The organism is Clostridia bacterium, from assembly GCA_036654455.1.
In the GTDB taxonomy this organism is placed as follows: domain Bacteria; phylum Bacillota; class Clostridia; order Christensenellales; family CAG-314; genus JAVVRZ01.
In genome coordinates, this window is the sequence record JAVVRZ010000001.1 from 433,656 (window position 1) to 450,277 (window position 16,622).

At 36.4% G+C, this 16,622-nt stretch carries 14 protein-coding genes and 2 tRNA genes; 2 read left to right on the plus strand and 14 right to left on the minus strand.

The window, feature by feature from the left end; genetic code table 11:
• Positions 1 to 37: 37 nt before the first annotated feature.
• Complete coding sequence (gene pruA / locus RR062_02085; protein MEG2026503.1) at positions 38 to 1,666, plus strand: L-glutamate gamma-semialdehyde dehydrogenase; 1,629 nt, start codon at positions 38 to 40, stop codon at positions 1,664 to 1,666.
• A gap of 162 nt (positions 1,667 to 1,828) precedes the next feature.
• Here pruA and RR062_02090 read toward each other — a convergent pair whose 3' ends face one another.
• The 12 genes from RR062_02090 to plsY form a co-directional block, all read right to left on the minus strand.
• Positions 1,829 to 2,587 carry a hypothetical protein gene (locus RR062_02090; protein MEG2026504.1) on the minus strand — a complete coding sequence of 253 codons (759 nt, stop codon included), beginning with the start codon at positions 2,585 to 2,587 and terminating at the stop codon, positions 1,829 to 1,831.
• A 277-nt stretch (positions 2,588 to 2,864) separates the two neighbouring features.
• Positions 2,865 to 2,941: transfer RNA gene (locus tag RR062_02095), tRNA-Pro, on the minus strand.
• Between the two features lie 29 nt (positions 2,942 to 2,970).
• Complete coding sequence (locus RR062_02100) at positions 2,971 to 4,182, minus strand: M20/M25/M40 family metallo-hydrolase (GenBank protein ID MEG2026505.1); 1,212 nt, start codon at positions 4,180 to 4,182, stop codon at positions 2,971 to 2,973.
• 1 nt (position 4,183) lies between these two features.
• Entirely contained in the window at positions 4,184 to 4,714 is a 531-nt protein-coding gene (locus RR062_02105; protein MEG2026506.1) for a hypothetical protein, read from the minus strand.
• A gap of 13 nt (positions 4,715 to 4,727) precedes the next feature.
• Positions 4,728 to 5,711, minus strand: coding sequence for a DNA polymerase III subunit delta (gene holA, locus RR062_02110; protein ID MEG2026507.1), 984 nt, complete (start codon positions 5,709 to 5,711; stop codon positions 4,728 to 4,730).
• 24 nt (positions 5,712 to 5,735) lie between these two features.
• Complete coding sequence (locus RR062_02115) at positions 5,736 to 7,880, minus strand: ComEC/Rec2 family competence protein (protein ID MEG2026508.1); 2,145 nt, start codon at positions 7,878 to 7,880, stop codon at positions 5,736 to 5,738.
• Entirely contained in the window at positions 7,877 to 8,401 is a 525-nt protein-coding gene (locus RR062_02120) for a hypothetical protein (GenBank protein ID MEG2026509.1), read from the minus strand. Before RR062_02120 ends, RR062_02115 begins: the two co-directional genes overlap by 4 nt.
• 38 nt (positions 8,402 to 8,439) lie before the next feature.
• The gene (locus tag RR062_02125) at positions 8,440 to 8,778 is read right to left on the minus strand and encodes a DUF1667 domain-containing protein (GenBank protein ID MEG2026510.1); all 339 of its coding nucleotides are present in this window, start codon (positions 8,776 to 8,778) and stop codon (positions 8,440 to 8,442) included.
• A gap of 3 nt (positions 8,779 to 8,781) precedes the next feature.
• On the minus strand, positions 8,782 to 10,023 hold the full coding sequence (locus RR062_02130; protein MEG2026511.1) for an FAD-dependent oxidoreductase: 1,242 nt from the start codon (positions 10,021 to 10,023) through the stop codon (positions 8,782 to 8,784).
• Positions 10,020 to 11,444, minus strand: coding sequence for an NAD(P)/FAD-dependent oxidoreductase (locus RR062_02135; protein ID MEG2026512.1), 1,425 nt, complete (start codon positions 11,442 to 11,444; stop codon positions 10,020 to 10,022). The genes RR062_02130 and RR062_02135 overlap by 4 nt, the downstream gene beginning before the upstream one ends.
• A 442-nt stretch (positions 11,445 to 11,886) precedes the next feature.
• Positions 11,887 to 12,324 (minus strand): hypothetical protein, encoded by a 438-nt coding sequence (locus RR062_02140; GenBank protein MEG2026513.1) that lies wholly within the window; start codon positions 12,322 to 12,324, stop codon positions 11,887 to 11,889.
• Positions 12,325 to 12,404: 80 nt separating this feature from the next.
• Positions 12,405 to 13,103, minus strand: coding sequence for a glycerol-3-phosphate 1-O-acyltransferase PlsY (gene plsY / locus RR062_02145; GenBank protein MEG2026514.1), 699 nt, complete (start codon positions 13,101 to 13,103; stop codon positions 12,405 to 12,407).
• A gap of 255 nt (positions 13,104 to 13,358) precedes the next feature.
• Between plsY and RR062_02150 the strand changes: the two genes are divergently transcribed.
• Positions 13,359 to 13,433 (plus strand) — tRNA-Glu (locus tag RR062_02150).
• 157 nt (positions 13,434 to 13,590) lie between these two features.
• On the opposite strand, the gene RR062_02155 is transcribed toward RR062_02150, so the two are convergent.
• The gene (locus RR062_02155) at positions 13,591 to 15,291 is read right to left on the minus strand and encodes a hypothetical protein (protein ID MEG2026515.1); all 1,701 of its coding nucleotides are present in this window, start codon (positions 15,289 to 15,291) and stop codon (positions 13,591 to 13,593) included.
• Positions 15,292 to 15,313: 22 nt separating this feature from the next.
• On the minus strand, positions 15,314 to 16,622 hold a 1,309-nt coding region (locus RR062_02160), incomplete at its 5' end, for a hypothetical protein (protein MEG2026516.1).

Consider the following 16,622-nt stretch of genomic DNA (forward strand, 5'->3'; position numbering starts at 1 on the left):
ATAATTATAATAAATATTTTTATTTTTAAAGGAGATAATAATGAACGGACATTTTTCAGTACCTATGCCAAGTAACGAACCAACCTATTCTTACCTAGTCAATTCCCCCGAAAGGGCATCTTTAAAGGCCGAAATTGCTAGGCAACTTGCTACCGTAATTGATATTCCTATAATAATCAATGGCAAAGAATATACAACAGAAAATGTTAAAACGGTTAGAATGCCCACTCGACATAGTCATATTCTTGCAAATTTGAATATCGCTACGCCCGAACTACTTAAACTAGCTTGCAAAACTTCAATGGAAGCAAAAAAGGACTGGGCAAATATGGCGTGGGAACATAGAGCGAGTATCTTTTTAAAGGCTGCCGAGCTTATTTCTCACAAATATAGAAATTTACTCAACGTTGCAACTATGCTAGGACAAGGAAAAACAGCTTATCAAGCCGAGATTGACAGTGCTTGCGAGCTAACCGACTTTTTAAGATTTGACACTTATTTTGCCGACCAAATATATAAAAATCAACCCAACAATAACAATAATGTTTGGAACCGTATGGAATACCGCCCTCTTGACGGTTTTGTATGCGCAATTAGTCCATTTAACTTTACCGCAATAGGTGGAAATTTACCGTGTAGCCCGGCAATTATGGGAAATACTGTGGTTTGGAAACCCGCTACGACTTCGGCGTTATCTAACTATTATGTAATGAAAATTTTAGAAGAAGCCGGAATGCCAGCAGGCGTAATAAACTTTTGTCCTTGCGTAGGCAAAGACGCAAGCGAATTTATTCTGTCTAACCCAGATATGGCAGGCTTCCACTTTACAGGCTCTACCTCGACTTTCCAAAATATATGGAAATTAGTAGGCAATAATATAGCAAATTATCGCTCGTATCCTCGTCTTGTTGGAGAAACAGGCGGTAAAGACTTTGTATTTGTACACCCTACGGCAAATGTTGATAATGTTGTAGCCGCCTTAGTTAGAGGTTCTTACGAATATCAAGGGCAAAAGTGTTCGGCAGCTAGCAGAGCCTACATACCTCAAAGTTTGTGGCAAGAAATAAAAGAGAAACTACTTGGCGAGATTGCAAAACTAAAAATGGGCGACGTTACCGACTTCGACACGTTTTTAGCCGCAGTAATCGACAAACCTTCTTTTGATACCATTAAAGGTTACATCGACTACGCTAAACAAAGCAAAGACGCAACCGTTCTTTGTGGCGGTTATGACGACAAAATTGGTTGGTTTGTGTCCCCTACGCTAATTCAAGCCCACCGCCCGGACTTTAAAACTATGGTTGAAGAAATATTTGGACCGGTGCTTACGGTTTATATATATCCCGACGAGGAACTTAACCAAACATTAAAACTTTGTGATACTTCTTCAATGTACGCTTTAACAGGTTCAATATTTGCGCAAGACAGACTAGCGTTAATACAAATGGAGCAAGCGCTAAGCAATTCTGCCGGCAACTTCTATATAAACGACAAACCTACCGGCGCAGTAGTTGGTCAACAGCCCTTTGGCGGAGCAAGGGGTAGCGGTACAAACGACAAAGCAGGCAGTATTCTAAACCTCTATCGTTGGACAAGCCCCCGCACGATTAAAGAAACATTTTTGCCTAGTAACGACATAACTTACCCCTATATGAACCAAAAATAAATATGTTTTGGTTAAAAAACAAGATATTATATTTTAAATAATATTTTTAACAATAACTAACTAAACAAGTTTGTGTTTCTAACAATGTAAAAACTTCTAAATAAAACAAAGGGCGTCTTAAATTTAAGACGCCCTTTAATTAATTTAATATATTTTAATTGATTACCGACGCATTACAAAGTGGTCAACGCCGTGAAAATTTCTCTCGCACATTAAAGTAAAACCTAGATGTTCATAAATAGACATATTTACCTTAGTATGCGTTTCAAGTATTGACGAGCGGTCGCCTACAAGTTCGTAAAGCGTTTTTTGTAACAATTTTTTACCACGAGCCTTAGGGTCGATACATATATTTTTTAAATAAATATCTTGCGGTTTAATATACTTTTCAATCGCCTCTTGACAAAATTGCGAATATTCTGTGCCTAGTTTGCAAGCCTTGTTGCCTACTGTTAGGAAAAACGGAATAGAGAAAAAGGGGTTTGCTAGCAAACTTTTGTATCCTCTTGAAATGTCTTCGGGGCGTTTTACTGTCGTTACTAAGGAAAAATCAGCATTTGCATAAGTATAATCTAAGCCATCGTAGACTTCACAGCAAAAGGTGTAATATATTTTTTTGACAAAATTCTTGTCACGCTTAAATAAAAGCGAATATAGCGGATAATCTTTGAAATTTTCAGCTAAAATATATGCGCATTTTTTAAAATCTTTTTCTTGAATTTTTTGCAAAATGCGAGGTCTTTCAATTTGAATTTGGTCTATTCTGTTTACTTTGGATTGATTAATTTCAATTTCCTTTTCTTGATTAGCATTTTGTGGCATTATAATTTTAGCGTTTTCGTCTTGTTTTGCGTTTTGACTTAAAATTATTTTGTTTGGTTGTGATTGGTTAATGTCCTTTTCGTTGAATTTGTCTAGCATTTTAGTTTTTTCTCTCTTGGGTTATTTGAACCCGATATACATATATTTTCTACTAAGCATTGCGTTTTTGCCTTACTAATACATAAAAACGCTCATATTTACTTAATATATTTGTATTTTAACATAAAAAAATTTGACTGGCAAGCAAAAAATAACCCCCTTGTAACCAAAAACGCTTTTAAGTAGAAGTTAAAAAATAAAAATAAATTACAATTTAAAAAAAGATATACTTAACAAAATATGTTCGAGTTACTTTATCGTAACTCGAACATATTTCTGGTCAGGGTGACAAGAATTGAACTTGCGACCTCTTGAACCCCATTCAAGCGCGCTACCAAACTGCGCTACACCCTGTTAAACTGCCTTGTTGGCAGTTTGTAAAATTATAATTTGTAAATATCGTCGCTACTCTCAGGCTTAAATATACGATTATTCTTAATCTCGGTATCGCCTAAAATTGCGTTCTTCTTTAATTTGTTAATATATAGGTAACCTAAAATACCGCACACTATAAGAACAACAAAACATATTGCGCTAGCAAACCAAGGACTAAGCCAAAATTTGGCTACCATTTGCTCACGAGCTGTTATTATATTAGCCTCAAATTGTATATTTGTCAAGATATTAACAACACAATTTGACACAATTTCTATTTTTTTGAGATAGTCATCGCCTAAGGCTTTAAGCCCGAATTCGAGAGTATCGTTTGGCGTGTGCATAACATTATTGCTAGTTACGCTACTTTCTTTGTAGCCTATTGCGGTATTATAATTGCCCGAAAAAATCGAAACTGTTGGAATATTGACGCTTCTAAAACTAGAATTGTCCGAGCTTTGCGCCATTTGGAAATAAGGATAAGTTCCTAATCCGCTAAAACCGGTTATAATGCCTTTACTGATAGGCTTTGCATAGGTCTTTATACCGTAAGCGTTGTTGTTTGCAACGTCGACAAACATATTATTGTAATCGGTATTGATGTCTTCGGCATAAAAATACACGTTATCGCCCATTGAAATTGAGTCAATATTAACCATTAAGGCAATATTATCTCGTTGGGTAGTAGATAGATTAGCAACATATCTTAAAGAACCTAGCATACCAAGTTCCTCAGCTCCAAACGCCACAAAAACTATGTTAAATTTGGTTGTAGAAGTTGCGATTGCCTTTGCAATAGAGAGCAAAGCAGTAATTCCACTTGCATTGTCGCTAGCTCCGTTGCCTACGTTTACGTTATCATAATGAGCGCCAATTACAATTTGCTTTAAATTTGGGCTTGTTATCTTTGTTGAAGCTACTACATTATATGACGTAGCTATCAAACCGTCTTTTTGAAATTGAAATTCTTCTATTTTGCATTCTAGCCCATAGCTTAAAAATTTATCTCTTAGATAAATGCTAGCGTTTTTTTCTCCTTCGCTACCAGCTACTCTTGAAGGACAAGCCTCTAAAAAGTCGTTTAATATATCAAAAGTTGGAAAACTAGTATAGTCCTTATTTTGTTGAATTTCATTCGGCTGAGCTAGGCAAAACGCATCTAATGGAACTAAACTTAAAGTAAGCGTAATCGCTAAAATAATCAATATAATCTTTTTCATATTACGCCACCAAGGTCGCAACGCTTGTCACGCCAAAATACACAATAAATAAAATGAGCTCGCACTTAAAGAAATGAGGTTCGTTTAAGTTGTTAAGATACAATTTTTTAACAGTTTTGTAGAACAATATAGCGCAAATTAGCGTAGCTATTAATGGTATAAGCAGTTGACCCCAAATATGAATTATAGGTGTAATATAATATAATAATTTTAAAACGCCCATAATTAAATGTCGCAAGACAAAAAATGCCGTGACAATTAAGGTAAATTCTGCTTTTGGTAGATAATAAAGTCTACAAAAGTTGATTATAACGCTTACCATTATCATAAGTATGCCTAGCATACATATACCGGTAACTACTGCGACTAATGGAACATACCATAAACTGGCGGTAAAATCTACAAAAATCATACTCATGTAGTCTACAATGCCACAAGTGTCATACCAAAAAGCAAATACATAGGTTACTACGAATGCAATTCTAATAAGCCACGCCGAGAGAGCATATTTTTCTCTTAATTTTTCAATCATTTTTGCTCCTTATTTATAAGTTAAGTAACTGTAAAACCAAAATCTTAATGTGTTGTTCGTTTAAACGCATTGCGCCGACTTCACAATCTAATTTGTAGAATATATCTAACGCATGTTTAAGTTCTTTTGCCGTATATTTTTTTGCCGAACGCTTAGCAATTTCAATGGCGAATTTATTTACCGACATCATTTTTGCAATTTCAACTACGTCAAAGCGAGATATTGAGGCATAAAACATTCTTCGATAGGCGTTATACAACATTCTATACAAGTCACGAGGCTTTTGCGTTGGCAACATAACTTCAAGTAACTGTAACGTTCGAGAAACATTTCTTTCGCATAAGCTATTTGATAGGTCGTAAATTTGAAATTCTATCTCTTTATGCACAAAAGCGTCGACAACATCAATGCTAATATGTTTGTTGAAGGCAATCAATTTGTTTGCTTCGTTAGATATTCTTGACATATCGCAAAGGCAATAGTTTGCCATTTGTTGTAAGGCGTTACGGTCAAAAGAAATATCGGCTAATTTAAACTTAGCTTCTAACCACTTTACAACTTCTTCGACGCTAAGCCTACTACAATCTACGCAAGGAAAATTGTAAGATTTGTAAAAGTCTTGCGCATCTTCGACAACAAATATAAGACAGCAATCGTTGTTGGGCTGAGAAATATAGTTATCTAGGCGTTTAAATTTAGTTAGACTAACCGATTTGCCCTTAGCTTGCTCGGCAGTCTTAATAGTTGGGTTAAAGTCTTTAACAATTACGACTTTTTTAGCAGAAGCGAAGGGAAAAGTCATACAAGCTAAGACTACTTCGTCTATGTTGATGTCGTCACCACAAAAAGTTTGAACGTTCATTTCGGGCAAATTAATTTCTAACGCCTGTTGAATGTAAGTCACTGCTGTTTCACGTAAGTATGCGTCCTTACCTTCGACTAATAGGACGGGATAAAAGTTGCTTTTTAATGAATTCTTTAAGTCGGCAAATTTCAAAATTATCCCTCCTTGTTTTTAACGCTACAATCTTATTTTTAGTTTACCATTATTTATGAAAATTGTAAAGTTACCAAACTGAAAAGTATCGAAAATATATTCTCCGCTATCAAAAGGATTAAAAATTGGTATATTTTGATAATATTTAGCTATTGTGTTAGCATCATTTGAAGCAAATACTGCGTCGACGCTAGCAAGACGCTCGGGATAAAAGTCATAAGTGTCGGCGAGCAAAATTCGGGCCTTACAAACGGTAATCATTATTTGTCGAGCGTCGCCATAATATATCGCTCTAATTACATCGTTTGAATTTGTTTGTAAACAGGCTACTTGATTGAATTCTTTTAGAGTTTGGTCTACTTCATAATTTAGGTTACCCGAAATTTTATAGATATTTGTAACTTTAAATTGTGATAAAATAGCGTGAATAGTACGGCTAGAAGCAACCGAGTAATTTTTAATATAGAGATTAAGATTGTTACACTTGTACCTATTACAATGTTTTTCGAGTATATCAATATCCTTAGTAGAAATAAAATCGCTTAAAACATAAATGTTATTTTCTTTTGTAGTTGCCACCACGCAATTTGCTTGTTCGCCATAAAAATAAACTGCGTCGACATTTTGTTTAGGCAAAGCGTCAAACACCGATAGACCTATTGTAACTATACTTAAAACGCTTAAAATTATGGACTTTTGTCGTAAGGTAAAATTGAAATATCCTCTATATATCAAAAGAATTAACACAAAACAAATAACGCCCGAAGTCAAAGGCGGTAAAATAGCGTAAGAAAAGGGCAATTTTGTAGCCCACAAAGCTAAAAGCCTAATTAGTCTTATAAAAGTCTGCGGAATAAATAAGATGTACCCTATAAACGGCAAGGGCAATAGCCCAACAATTATTGTCCAATAGCCAAACGACAGTATAGGAATAATTAAAATATTAAGCAACACTCCTATAAAAGAAACCGTACCATAAAACCAAGTTAAAATAAAAAATGTTCCTAGCGTTGCGCCTACGCTGATTATAATCGTAGTTAAAACAAAATTTAATATTTTATTTACATTATACTTTTTAAGTATTCTTCTCGTACAATTTGAAAAAGTCGCAATACCAAACACCGCCCCTACCGACAATAAAAATCCGCAGTCAAAAATATAAAATGGCTCTATTAACAATACGACAAAGCTAGCTATTGCAAGCGAAGTTAACATATCGGTTTGCCCGCCTAGTAATTGTACGGCAAGCATAACTACGCACATTACGGTAGCTCGTGTAACCGAAGGGGTAAAACCAATTAGACAGCAATAGAGCAACAGCGGAATTATCGTTAAAAAGAAGCGTTTTACTTTACGAACATTTGCTTTTTGTAAAATAAAACTAATAATAGCCACCAAAAACCCTATATGAAGTCCCGAAACAGCTAGAATATGAGATATGCCACCTTGTCGAAACGCATCTTTATCAGCTTGCTCCATTTGCGAAGTATCGCTAAGCACAAGCGGTAAAGCAATCGAGGCTTCTTCCTTGTCCATATATTTGTATAAAGAATCTTTAATATATCCTCTAATACTATCAATTACGCCTTTATTTGCAGGCATTGTCTTAGCTACGTATATTTTATTTGCCGTATATTTTACGCCTTGCTTATAATGATAGACGTCAATGCCATCTTTAAATATATTGATTGAAGAAACGTCGCCTACGCACTCAAATTTATATCCAATTTCAAATTCAACCGAATTTGCATAAGCGTGGCAAAAAGGATAAACATACAAACTAAGATTTCCGTCAAGTTTAAATTTGTCTCCTCCGTTATCAATTTCAACATCTTGCAAAACTAAATAATTATACTCTTGATTGCTGTCTTTTGTAATATAACCGCTGATTAATACTCTATCAAAATTCTCTTTTTTAGGAGCGACGACAAGATATCTAGCAAAATAGTTAGCAAAACCGCAAGAAATGGCAAGAACGCACAAGCTTACAAAAATTATAGCGTTCTTTTTCTTTAATATAGCAAAGACAACAAGAAAAATTAGAAGTAAAATTGCAGGAATTATGGCATAAACTCTACCATTTGTAAATAAATAACCGCAGTAGACGCCTAATGTAAATATTATAGCAAGAATTACCGTCGGGCGAAAATTTATAAATCTAGCTTTCATAAAGCGTCGCCTATGTAAAATCTACCTTTAAGATAAGAAAATTCGCCTAGCAACTCAATTAATTGCTGTTTATTATCAAATTTATTGTATCTAGCCAAATAGTCAAGTATTAGGTCGATAATTTGCCTATCAATTTTTTGTTCAACTGCGACTTTTTCAAAAGAACGACTATTGACGTTGATTACGAATACAATTTTTCCATAATAAAGATTGTTAAGGTATAAATTACGCTTTGAAGTATCTATTTCTTCAAAATAGTCATAGTTAGTAATAGCGTCTTTAAGAGGTTGCGCCTTTAAAAGAAGCTCTTGATAAGTCGTCCCTGCCGTAAATTCGTAGTAACCCTCATGTTCGACAGCTCCGCCAATATAAATAGTGTAAACTTCGCCCGAATCGTATCCAAAAGTATATTCAAATTGTTTGTATGTAAAGTTATCATAAGTAAAAAAGACAACAATAATATTTACAACAAGAATAGCCAAAAATACGCTAGCATAAATAATTATGGACGTTTTTTTCATAAGTAAAGTCGCCTATATTTAGGTTAAGTGAAAATAAATTATATATTTTTTGTTACTACAATGTCAATACCTAATCCTAAACAGTTGCTCAAAACAACGTCGCCAATGCTTACGGGGTGGGTTAAAACAACATCTTTAAGCAAAGCTAAAATGTCAAATAGTTTATTTTTAGGCACTTCGGCGCTACTCTTTACAGGCACAACTTGATTAGTATTTGTTTTAACAAGGCTTGTCAACATTCTTTTGGGCAATGAAAACTCTTGTTTTGCGTAAATTTCACCACGCTTACAAGTATTTCCCGACACAATAAGTTCCTGACCTACTTTTTCAACCGTTATTTGACAGCCCAAAGGACAATTAATACAAGTAAGTTGCATAAATTAAACCTCCAATTTAACTATTAGGTCGTTGGTAATTGCCGACTTGTCTAGTTCTACGCTGACCATTTCGCCGGGCGACATTACTAAGTAAGCTCTACTTAATATCTTTTGCTCGCCACAATAAATTACAAGTTTTGTTGATTTATAAGTCTTATCTACCCTTAAAAACAGTTTAACTTTGCCTTCGCCTTGACAAATTTGTTGAGGAAGGGCATATCTTACGCCATTTGCGACCGAAACGGCAAATTTTTGAGTAATAGGTAATTTATTTAAGGCATATAGCCCAGCGGATTTGCCTGCTAAAAGTCCTTCTGCGGAAACGTTATCGACAAGGTCGTGAACGTGTAGAGTATTGCCACAAGCAAAAACTCCGCTGATTGAAGTTTGACGATTGTCGTCTACAATCGCCCCGCTAGTTATGCGGTCAAATTGCATATTAGAGGAGGCTACAAGGTCATTTTCGGGAATAAGTCCAACTGAAAGTAACAAAGTATCACATTCGACTATGCGTTTAGTAGATTCTATCACACGCATTTTGTCGTCAACCTCGGCAATTTCAACTGCCTCGACACGAGATTTGCCAATTATTCTTGTAACCGTAGTAGAAAAATATAGCGGAATATCAAAGTCATTAAGACATTGTACAATATTACGCTTTAATCCGCTAGAATATGGCATAACTTCGCAAACCATCAATACTTTTGCGCCTTCAAAAGTCATACGACGAGCCATAATTAAACCAATATCGCCCGAGCCTAATATGACAATTTTTTTGCCGACAAGATAGCCTTCGATATTACATAGTCGTTGCGCAAGCCCTGCGGTAAAAACTCCGCTAGGACGGTCGCCTGCTATATTAATAGCGCCTGCCGAACGCTCTCTACAACCCATAGCTAAAACAACGGCGTTACAAGTGATTTCAAGTATGCCTTTACTTGCAGAAACTACCGTAAGGCTCTTTTGCTGTCCGTCAAGACGCATATCAATTACAAAAGTTGACAACATTGTGTCAATATTAGCGTCGTTGACCAAATTTACAAATCTTTGCGCATATTCTGGACCGGTAAGCTCTTGCTTAAAATAATGTAGGCCAAAGCCATTATGAATACATTGATTAAGAATACCGCCAAGTCTTGCGTCACGTTCGATAATTAATACTTTTGCATTTTGTTCTTTGGCGGATAAAGCGCTAGCTAGCCCCGCCGGACCACCGCCAACGACTACGACATCATAATGTATCATAATTCCTCCTTGATGTTTGCTAGGATAATTTCGCTACCCTTGCCAAGTTTGGTGACTTGCCGTAATGGAATTTTTCTCTCTCGGGCGATAATTTCCATAACACGTTGAGTACAAAAACCGCCTTGACAACGCCCCATACCAACACGCACTCGGCGTTTAAGGGCGTCAAGTGAACTCGGCTTTAAGGGCGAATTTAATGCGTCGACAATCTCGCCTTCGGTTATGCGTTCGCATCTGCATACCATCTTTGCATAAAGCGGATTGCTTTCAATTAATTTAGAAAATTCTTCTTTGGTCATATCTCTTGTCAACGGCCTATGCAAACGAGGCAAAAAGGTCGGCTTTTTTGTCATAACAATATTTGTCTTAGGCAACATCACTTCTGCAACGTGTAGCGCAATCGCAGGGGCAGAAGATAGCCCGGGCGAACAAATGCCTGCAAGCGTAATTAAATTATCCTTTTGTTCAATTACAAAGTCACCGCCAAACGATGCCCTTACTCCCGCAAACACACGTATGCTCTTGCGAAAGTTAACATTCTTTAACATTTCGCTAACGCTTGCTTTAATATAATCAAGTCCGCTAGCTGAAACTGCGGTATCATCGCCGTCGCTAACGGCAATAGAAGTAGGTCCAAGTATAACGTTTCCGTCTGCCGTAGGCGACACAAGCACGCCTTTGCCACGTTGGTCGGGCAATGGAAAACAAGTATGCGTGTAGTTCTTACGCTCCACGCTATCTAATATAAAGTAGTCGCCACGAGTATATAAATAGTCAATTTTGCTACCGCCGGCAAGAGCGTTAATCTTGTCTGCGCCGTAGCCTGCGCAGTTGATTAAAACCTTGCAATCGTAGACGCCCTTATTTGTTGTCACTTTAAAGCCGTTGTTTGTGCGTGTAACGGCAGTAACCTCGCTTTCGAACATTACCTCAGCGCCATTTATTACAGCTTGTTCGGCAAGCGCAATCGTCATTTCGTAGGGCGAAACTATACAAGCGCTAGGGGCATAAAGTCCGTAGCAAATGCAATCGGCTATGTTTGGCTCTTTTAAAAGCAACTGCTGTCTATCAAGAATTTGTAGCCCCTCTACTCCGTTAAGCAGTCCCCTTGCAAGTAGAGTTTGTAGCCCCGACAGCCCGTCTTCTTTTGCAAGCACAAGCGAACCATTATTAATTAGAGGCACGCCAAGTTCTTCTGCAAGCGCCTTGTACATCTTATTGCCCAAAACGTTAAACTTCGCCTTTAATGAGTTGCAAACGGCGTCGTAGCCGGCGTGAACTATACCGCTATTTGCCTTAGAGCAACCGCACGCAACGTCTTCTTCCTTTTCGAGCATAAGCAATCTAAGATTAAACTTAGATAATTCTCTTAATACGGCAGAACCAACAATTCCTCCGCCGATTACAATGCAATCATACATAAATTACACACCTTTAAATTATTTTTCGAAGTCATTATAACAAATATTGACAATATAGTAAAGAAATATGGCAAGTGATTATTAAAGACTGATAAATATAACAATTATTATAAATTTTAATGCAAAACAAAATTGAAACAATACAATTAACCAATATTTGGACAAAAAAACAACCCGCCTTACCTGTCACTACGCATTAAATCAACCTGACATAATCAGGTGGGTAATCTGTCTTAGATTTCTGTCTTCCACTGGGTCGTTTGACCACGCTAACTCAAATATGAGCCGTCGAGGCGTGACATAATGTTAAGAACTCAATTTCCCTTATTTACTTTGTGGTTGACGCAAAAAGCTTAGCCAACAGTTCAAGCGGGTCTACAATTATTATAGCACAAAATTTTTAATTTTACAATATTTTAATAAAAAAAGCTTAACCAAACGGTTAAGCCAAAGCGACAACGACATTATAAAGTTTAAGAAAATTTACAAGACCATAAATACCGTAAAACAAATTAAGACCAACGCACGCTATATATATCCAAAACACAACGCCATCTCGCTTGATATTGTATCCGTACCATTTAAAAGCCATTGAGGGCGAAATAAATATATCGCTAAAAAATTCCTTAACACGATAAACAACGACTTTAAACGCCTCGTTGAAACCACCGCTAAACATAAATGCCAGTACAAACAGCGTACCTACTGCGCCGGCAAAACACATCGCTTGGTAGAAATTAAGCTCTACGCTAACTTGTGGTTGACAAGCGAGAAATAGGCCGTATAGTATAAAAAATAATACGATTGGTATGCCACAGGCAACGGCTACAATTATAAGCACGCCCTTATAGGGCTGTTTTTTCTGTTGATCTTCGTCCATTTGTACATTATAGCTGTATTATCAAATTTTTGCAAGATATTAACATAGTATTTCACCAAAAATTAACAATATAGTATATACTATTCCTCTTTGGCATTCTCTTTGGGCTTAATTATTAAACAACGCAAATTAGAATTGTTCTCTTTGCCCTCAATCAATCTCATTATATTCTGTCTGTGCTTAATAACTATTATTATCCACACTAACGCAACCGCTGTTATGCTAGCGATTGCTACGCTAGAAGTAATTAATTCGTTGGAAATTACAATACAAATGGTGTAAATTAGTTGCCCGGTCAAATGCAATAGCGAAAATACGCTTATTTTGTCACAAATTAAGATAATTATTACCCCTACGACAAGTGCGCAAATCGTAAACCAAAAGTGAATTATCAAAAAGAACCCTAAGCTTGTAGCTACGCCTTTGCCACCCTTAAATTTAAGAAAAACCGGAAAAATATGTCCGCAAACTGCGCAAAATAACATAAAGTAACTTGCAAATACAGCAAGTTCAAAACTGCCAAACAAAGCCTCTATTAAGTATTTGCCCACAACGGCGGCGACTATGCCCTTAGTCATATCGCAAATAAAAGTAAGGGCGCCTAGTTTGTAGCCAAAAGAACGCACAACGTTAGTCGTGCCGGGGTTACCGCTACCGCACGCCCGAATGTCTTGCCTAGCAAATCGCTTTGTAAAAATAATTGCGTAATTAATATTAGATAGCAAGTATATGGCTATGCCAATTAACGCTAGTTGCCACCAATAATCAAGTATTATCATATTTAAAACCTCTATTAATGAGAAATATAATACCATAATTGACCTAAATATGCAAATTATGCAGTAATCAAATAAAAAAAATCAATAATAAAAAAAATATAGAAAACTTTTCGCTTAATTTTTCATTATTAGTTTCTTATAAGAAAAATAGCCTATTATCTTATTAATCTATCTAAAAAAAATATTTCAAGATATTGTCAAAGACTTGCGCAAAAACTCAACTTATGATATAGTACAAAAGCGTAAATGCTTTACGCCTCCATGGTCAAGTGGCTAAGACGTTGCCCTCTCACGGCAGAATCAGGGGTTCGAGTCCCCTTGGGGGTACCAACAAAGAACACACGAATAATTTATTCGTGTGTTCTTTTTCTCTTGTTAAACAATTATCTCAACGCTATTGGTCTTAGCTTGCGGGCTAATAGGCAAATATTAATTGTATCGCCTAAATCGTATTATAGCGTTAACTTCTAGCGATTAAGTTATCTTGCTATACTGAATATGGCAATGTATAGAAACCGCTAGCGTAAGAGATAAGGTCTCCTAATACATTATATCCGTAAACCGTAATCCAAACTTCTAGATTAAAGGTTGTTGTGACTTTTGCGCCCTGGATTAATCTATATTCGCCACAGCCATCGAAATAATACGCTTTTGCATTATCGGCGTTATTTAACGTAACAAGACCGAATGTTGAACCAAGCGGTAAACCTTCCTTTAATGTGTCGGTAGTTAAATATTGATTGCCAAGGCTAGCGTCTAATTTTTCATACATCTTTAATTTCTTAAAGCCGGTATTAAATTCATAATTTAACGCAAATAGAGAAGCGTTAATATTCTCATTGAAAATCATTACCGGATAAGCTCCCTTATACTCATTATCCTTAGAATTAAAGCTATGAGTAGTGACTGACAAACTAACGCTATAACTTACGATATCTTTGTTTGTGTGCATAAACTTAATCTCACTATTAAATGGTAAGTTTGATAGAGTGTTGTTATAAGCCGTTTGGGCGTCTGCGTCTAATAAGCTTGCTACATCTGTAAGTTTATTGCCTGTAAAATCAACTTTTGCGCCTACTGCGTCAAGATTTGCTTGCTTAATAGTAGGCTCAATATTGCCGTCGCTAGATGTTGGAGTTTTTCCAAAGTTAACTCCGTCTCCGGAAAATTGTACTCTATGTGCGATCGCCCAAATACCATTTATCGCAATCATGTTAGTTTTGATTGCTTGTATATTATTCCATAATCTTACCGTTGGCTGACCATTAGTAGTTGTTAGAGTTATTTTACACTCACTTGCATACCCAATTAGATTGCTTGCATACTGCCCAATAGAATGGACAGTAACGTAGGAATTTACATTTGTAAAAGTACAATTTGTCGCTATCGCCTGTCCTTGTGGACGAGCGGTATAACATATAAATACGCCGTAGTATGTGTCACGCGTTAGTACTTCTCCGTATACGTTAAGGTCTATAAACTTAGATTCTGCTTTTTTCGCCACAACAGGATAAAGAGCGCCGTTAGTTCTTACAAGCGAAGCATTTCCGCCTAAAAATACGCTACCATTACGTATAGCGATTATTTCTGCGCAATTAACCAAATATGTCTTAATACCGCTTATTGCAAATCCGCCTAAGTCGATATCAGCATTCTTGACCCAACCAATGCTTTTGTTACCGCCATCGGCATTAAAATCGATATTATTTGTAAGCTTATAATATGTTTTTGTAGCTCCGTCTGCTTTTGCGTCTTCTGTTTTAGATATTTTTTGCCATTGTTCGGTAGTAGAAATAAGGTAAGGATTATTTTCCGTACCATCGCCATCGGTAAAATCAGCGGTTAAGCTAGCGACTACAAGATATTCGTAATTTAACTTAAATTGCGGGGCTGTTTTGTAATAGATAGTTGCAATTCTTTTGCCAACAGTAGTTAAATTGAAGTTATCTACGACAATATTTGCGTCGTTGCACTTAATGGGATGTTCCGTACCATTTTCCGTTGTAATCTTCAATTCAATAGCTGTAAGGGCGGTTGTTCTGTCTGCTTCATTTGCGCTTTTTTGATATTTAATACTTGGGGCGCTAACAAATTCAATCTTTTTAATGTCTTGTAATGTGGCGCAAGCAAATAGTCCGCACCCTATGACTAAACAAAGCGTAATCGCCAGTAATTTTTTTAGTTTCATAATGTTTACTCTCCTTATTTTTTTATATTATTTTTTGATATATCAAGTCGCCATTATAGCGAATTTTTATAGTGTAACCCGTGTAGTCAGCAACCTCTGTATTCGTAAATAAATATGTAGTATGGTTTACACAAGTCAACGTGGTAGAACCTGTTTTTTCTAACGTTACGACATATTTACTAAGGTCATTTAAATTGGTTAGATATTGCGTATAATAAGGCAAACGTATCTTAACTATATTTGCGCCTTTTGAGATAGATACTGCGGTAAAATAGCCGATTTTATCTAAATGCCCTATTAACAAATTACGAGAGTCGTAAATTTTGCCAACATAAACTATGCAGTCGGTGACAAACGTTCTGTCAAAAGTAACCGAACTTGCAATGCTTGGCATACCCGCTGTTTCTAAGCAAGGCAATATTTCGGCATAATTTTTCCCGTCGGTTGGCGCTTTTACAGTAGTCCCCCACGAATAAGACTTTGCCACGTTGACTTGTATATTATTAAGCTTCTCTGCCGATTGATTGATTGCCCCCTGCTCATACAACACATCGCTATTGTTAACAAATACGTTAGCGCCTATTAGGGTTGAAAAAGCGCCAACACAAACGATTTTTACGCTATCGGGAAGTTTTATGGTTGAAAGAGTAGTCGAGTTGCCAACAGTGCTATACAAGCTTACGCTTTCATATTTGGCGCTTGGTATAATTGTAACGCCTAAGTCAAATACGATATTGCTCGCCATTCTCAATTCATTTCCTCTTTGGGTAATTGTATTGTTAGATTGCGAAATATATATGATTGGGTTTGTAGTAGGGTCAAACTTATCTAAGTGAGCTTTTACGCTTTGATTAAGTTTGTTTGCCGTAGTTTGCTCTGCAACGCCTGCTATAATAGTAGCAAAAGACGTACTTATATGGTCTGCATAACTTCTTATTTGCTTAATTGCATTAGAAATGACGTTGTCGCCAAAGTCAAAATATAAGTAGTTTTTGTCAGTAGACAAAGCCGAAACATCGTTAGCGTAAATCGACGTTGTCTCCGCATAAGCTTGATTAGGCGTGTAATCATAGGCTAATTTAACGCTACCCTCTATTGCGGTCTTAGTGTTAGCTAGCTTAACTTCGCTACGAACGGTATCATACCAAATAGAGTTACCCGACGAACTAGCTGTTGGGGTTAAACCGCTTGCAACAATAACGTTGTACGCAGTGTGATAATCTATTGACTTTAAGCCTGTCTCTAATTTATAAATACCTAATTGATCGTTCATATTTGTAACGTTGGTTGTGTCGTTGCTAACCCTAGCTCGCTCTATTATTCCGCCAAAC

What these genes read in the sequence shown, in the direction of transcription:
- RR062_02120 (MEG2026509.1), bottom strand. Translation starts at nt 8,401, where the DNA reads ATGAAAAAAACGTCCATAATTATTTATGCTAGCGTATTTTTGGCTATT.
- RR062_02100 (MEG2026505.1), bottom strand. Translation starts at nt 4,182, where the DNA reads ATGAAAAAGATTATATTGATTATTTTAGCGATTACGCTTACTTTAAGT.
- RR062_02105 (MEG2026506.1), bottom strand. Translation starts at nt 4,714, where the DNA reads ATGATTGAAAAATTAAGAGAAAAATATGCTCTCTCGGCGTGGCTTATT.
- plsY (MEG2026514.1), bottom strand. Translation starts at nt 13,103, where the DNA reads ATGATAATACTTGATTATTGGTGGCAACTAGCGTTAATTGGCATAGCC.
- RR062_02130 (MEG2026511.1), bottom strand. Translation starts at nt 10,023, where the DNA reads ATGATACATTATGATGTCGTAGTCGTTGGCGGTGGTCCGGCGGGGCTA.
- RR062_02140 (MEG2026513.1), bottom strand. Translation starts at nt 12,324, where the DNA reads ATGGACGAAGATCAACAGAAAAAACAGCCCTATAAGGGCGTGCTTATA.
- RR062_02115 (MEG2026508.1), bottom strand. Translation starts at nt 7,880, where the DNA reads ATGAAAGCTAGATTTATAAATTTTCGCCCGACGGTAATTCTTGCTATA.
- RR062_02125 (MEG2026510.1), bottom strand. Translation starts at nt 8,778, where the DNA reads ATGCAACTTACTTGTATTAATTGTCCTTTGGGCTGTCAAATAACGGTT.
- RR062_02135 (MEG2026512.1), bottom strand. Translation starts at nt 11,444, where the DNA reads ATGTATGATTGCATTGTAATCGGCGGAGGAATTGTTGGTTCTGCCGTA.
- RR062_02090 (MEG2026504.1), bottom strand. Translation starts at nt 2,587, where the DNA reads ATGCTAGACAAATTCAACGAAAAGGACATTAACCAATCACAACCAAAC.
- RR062_02155 (MEG2026515.1), bottom strand. Translation starts at nt 15,291, where the DNA reads ATGAAACTAAAAAAATTACTGGCGATTACGCTTTGTTTAGTCATAGGG.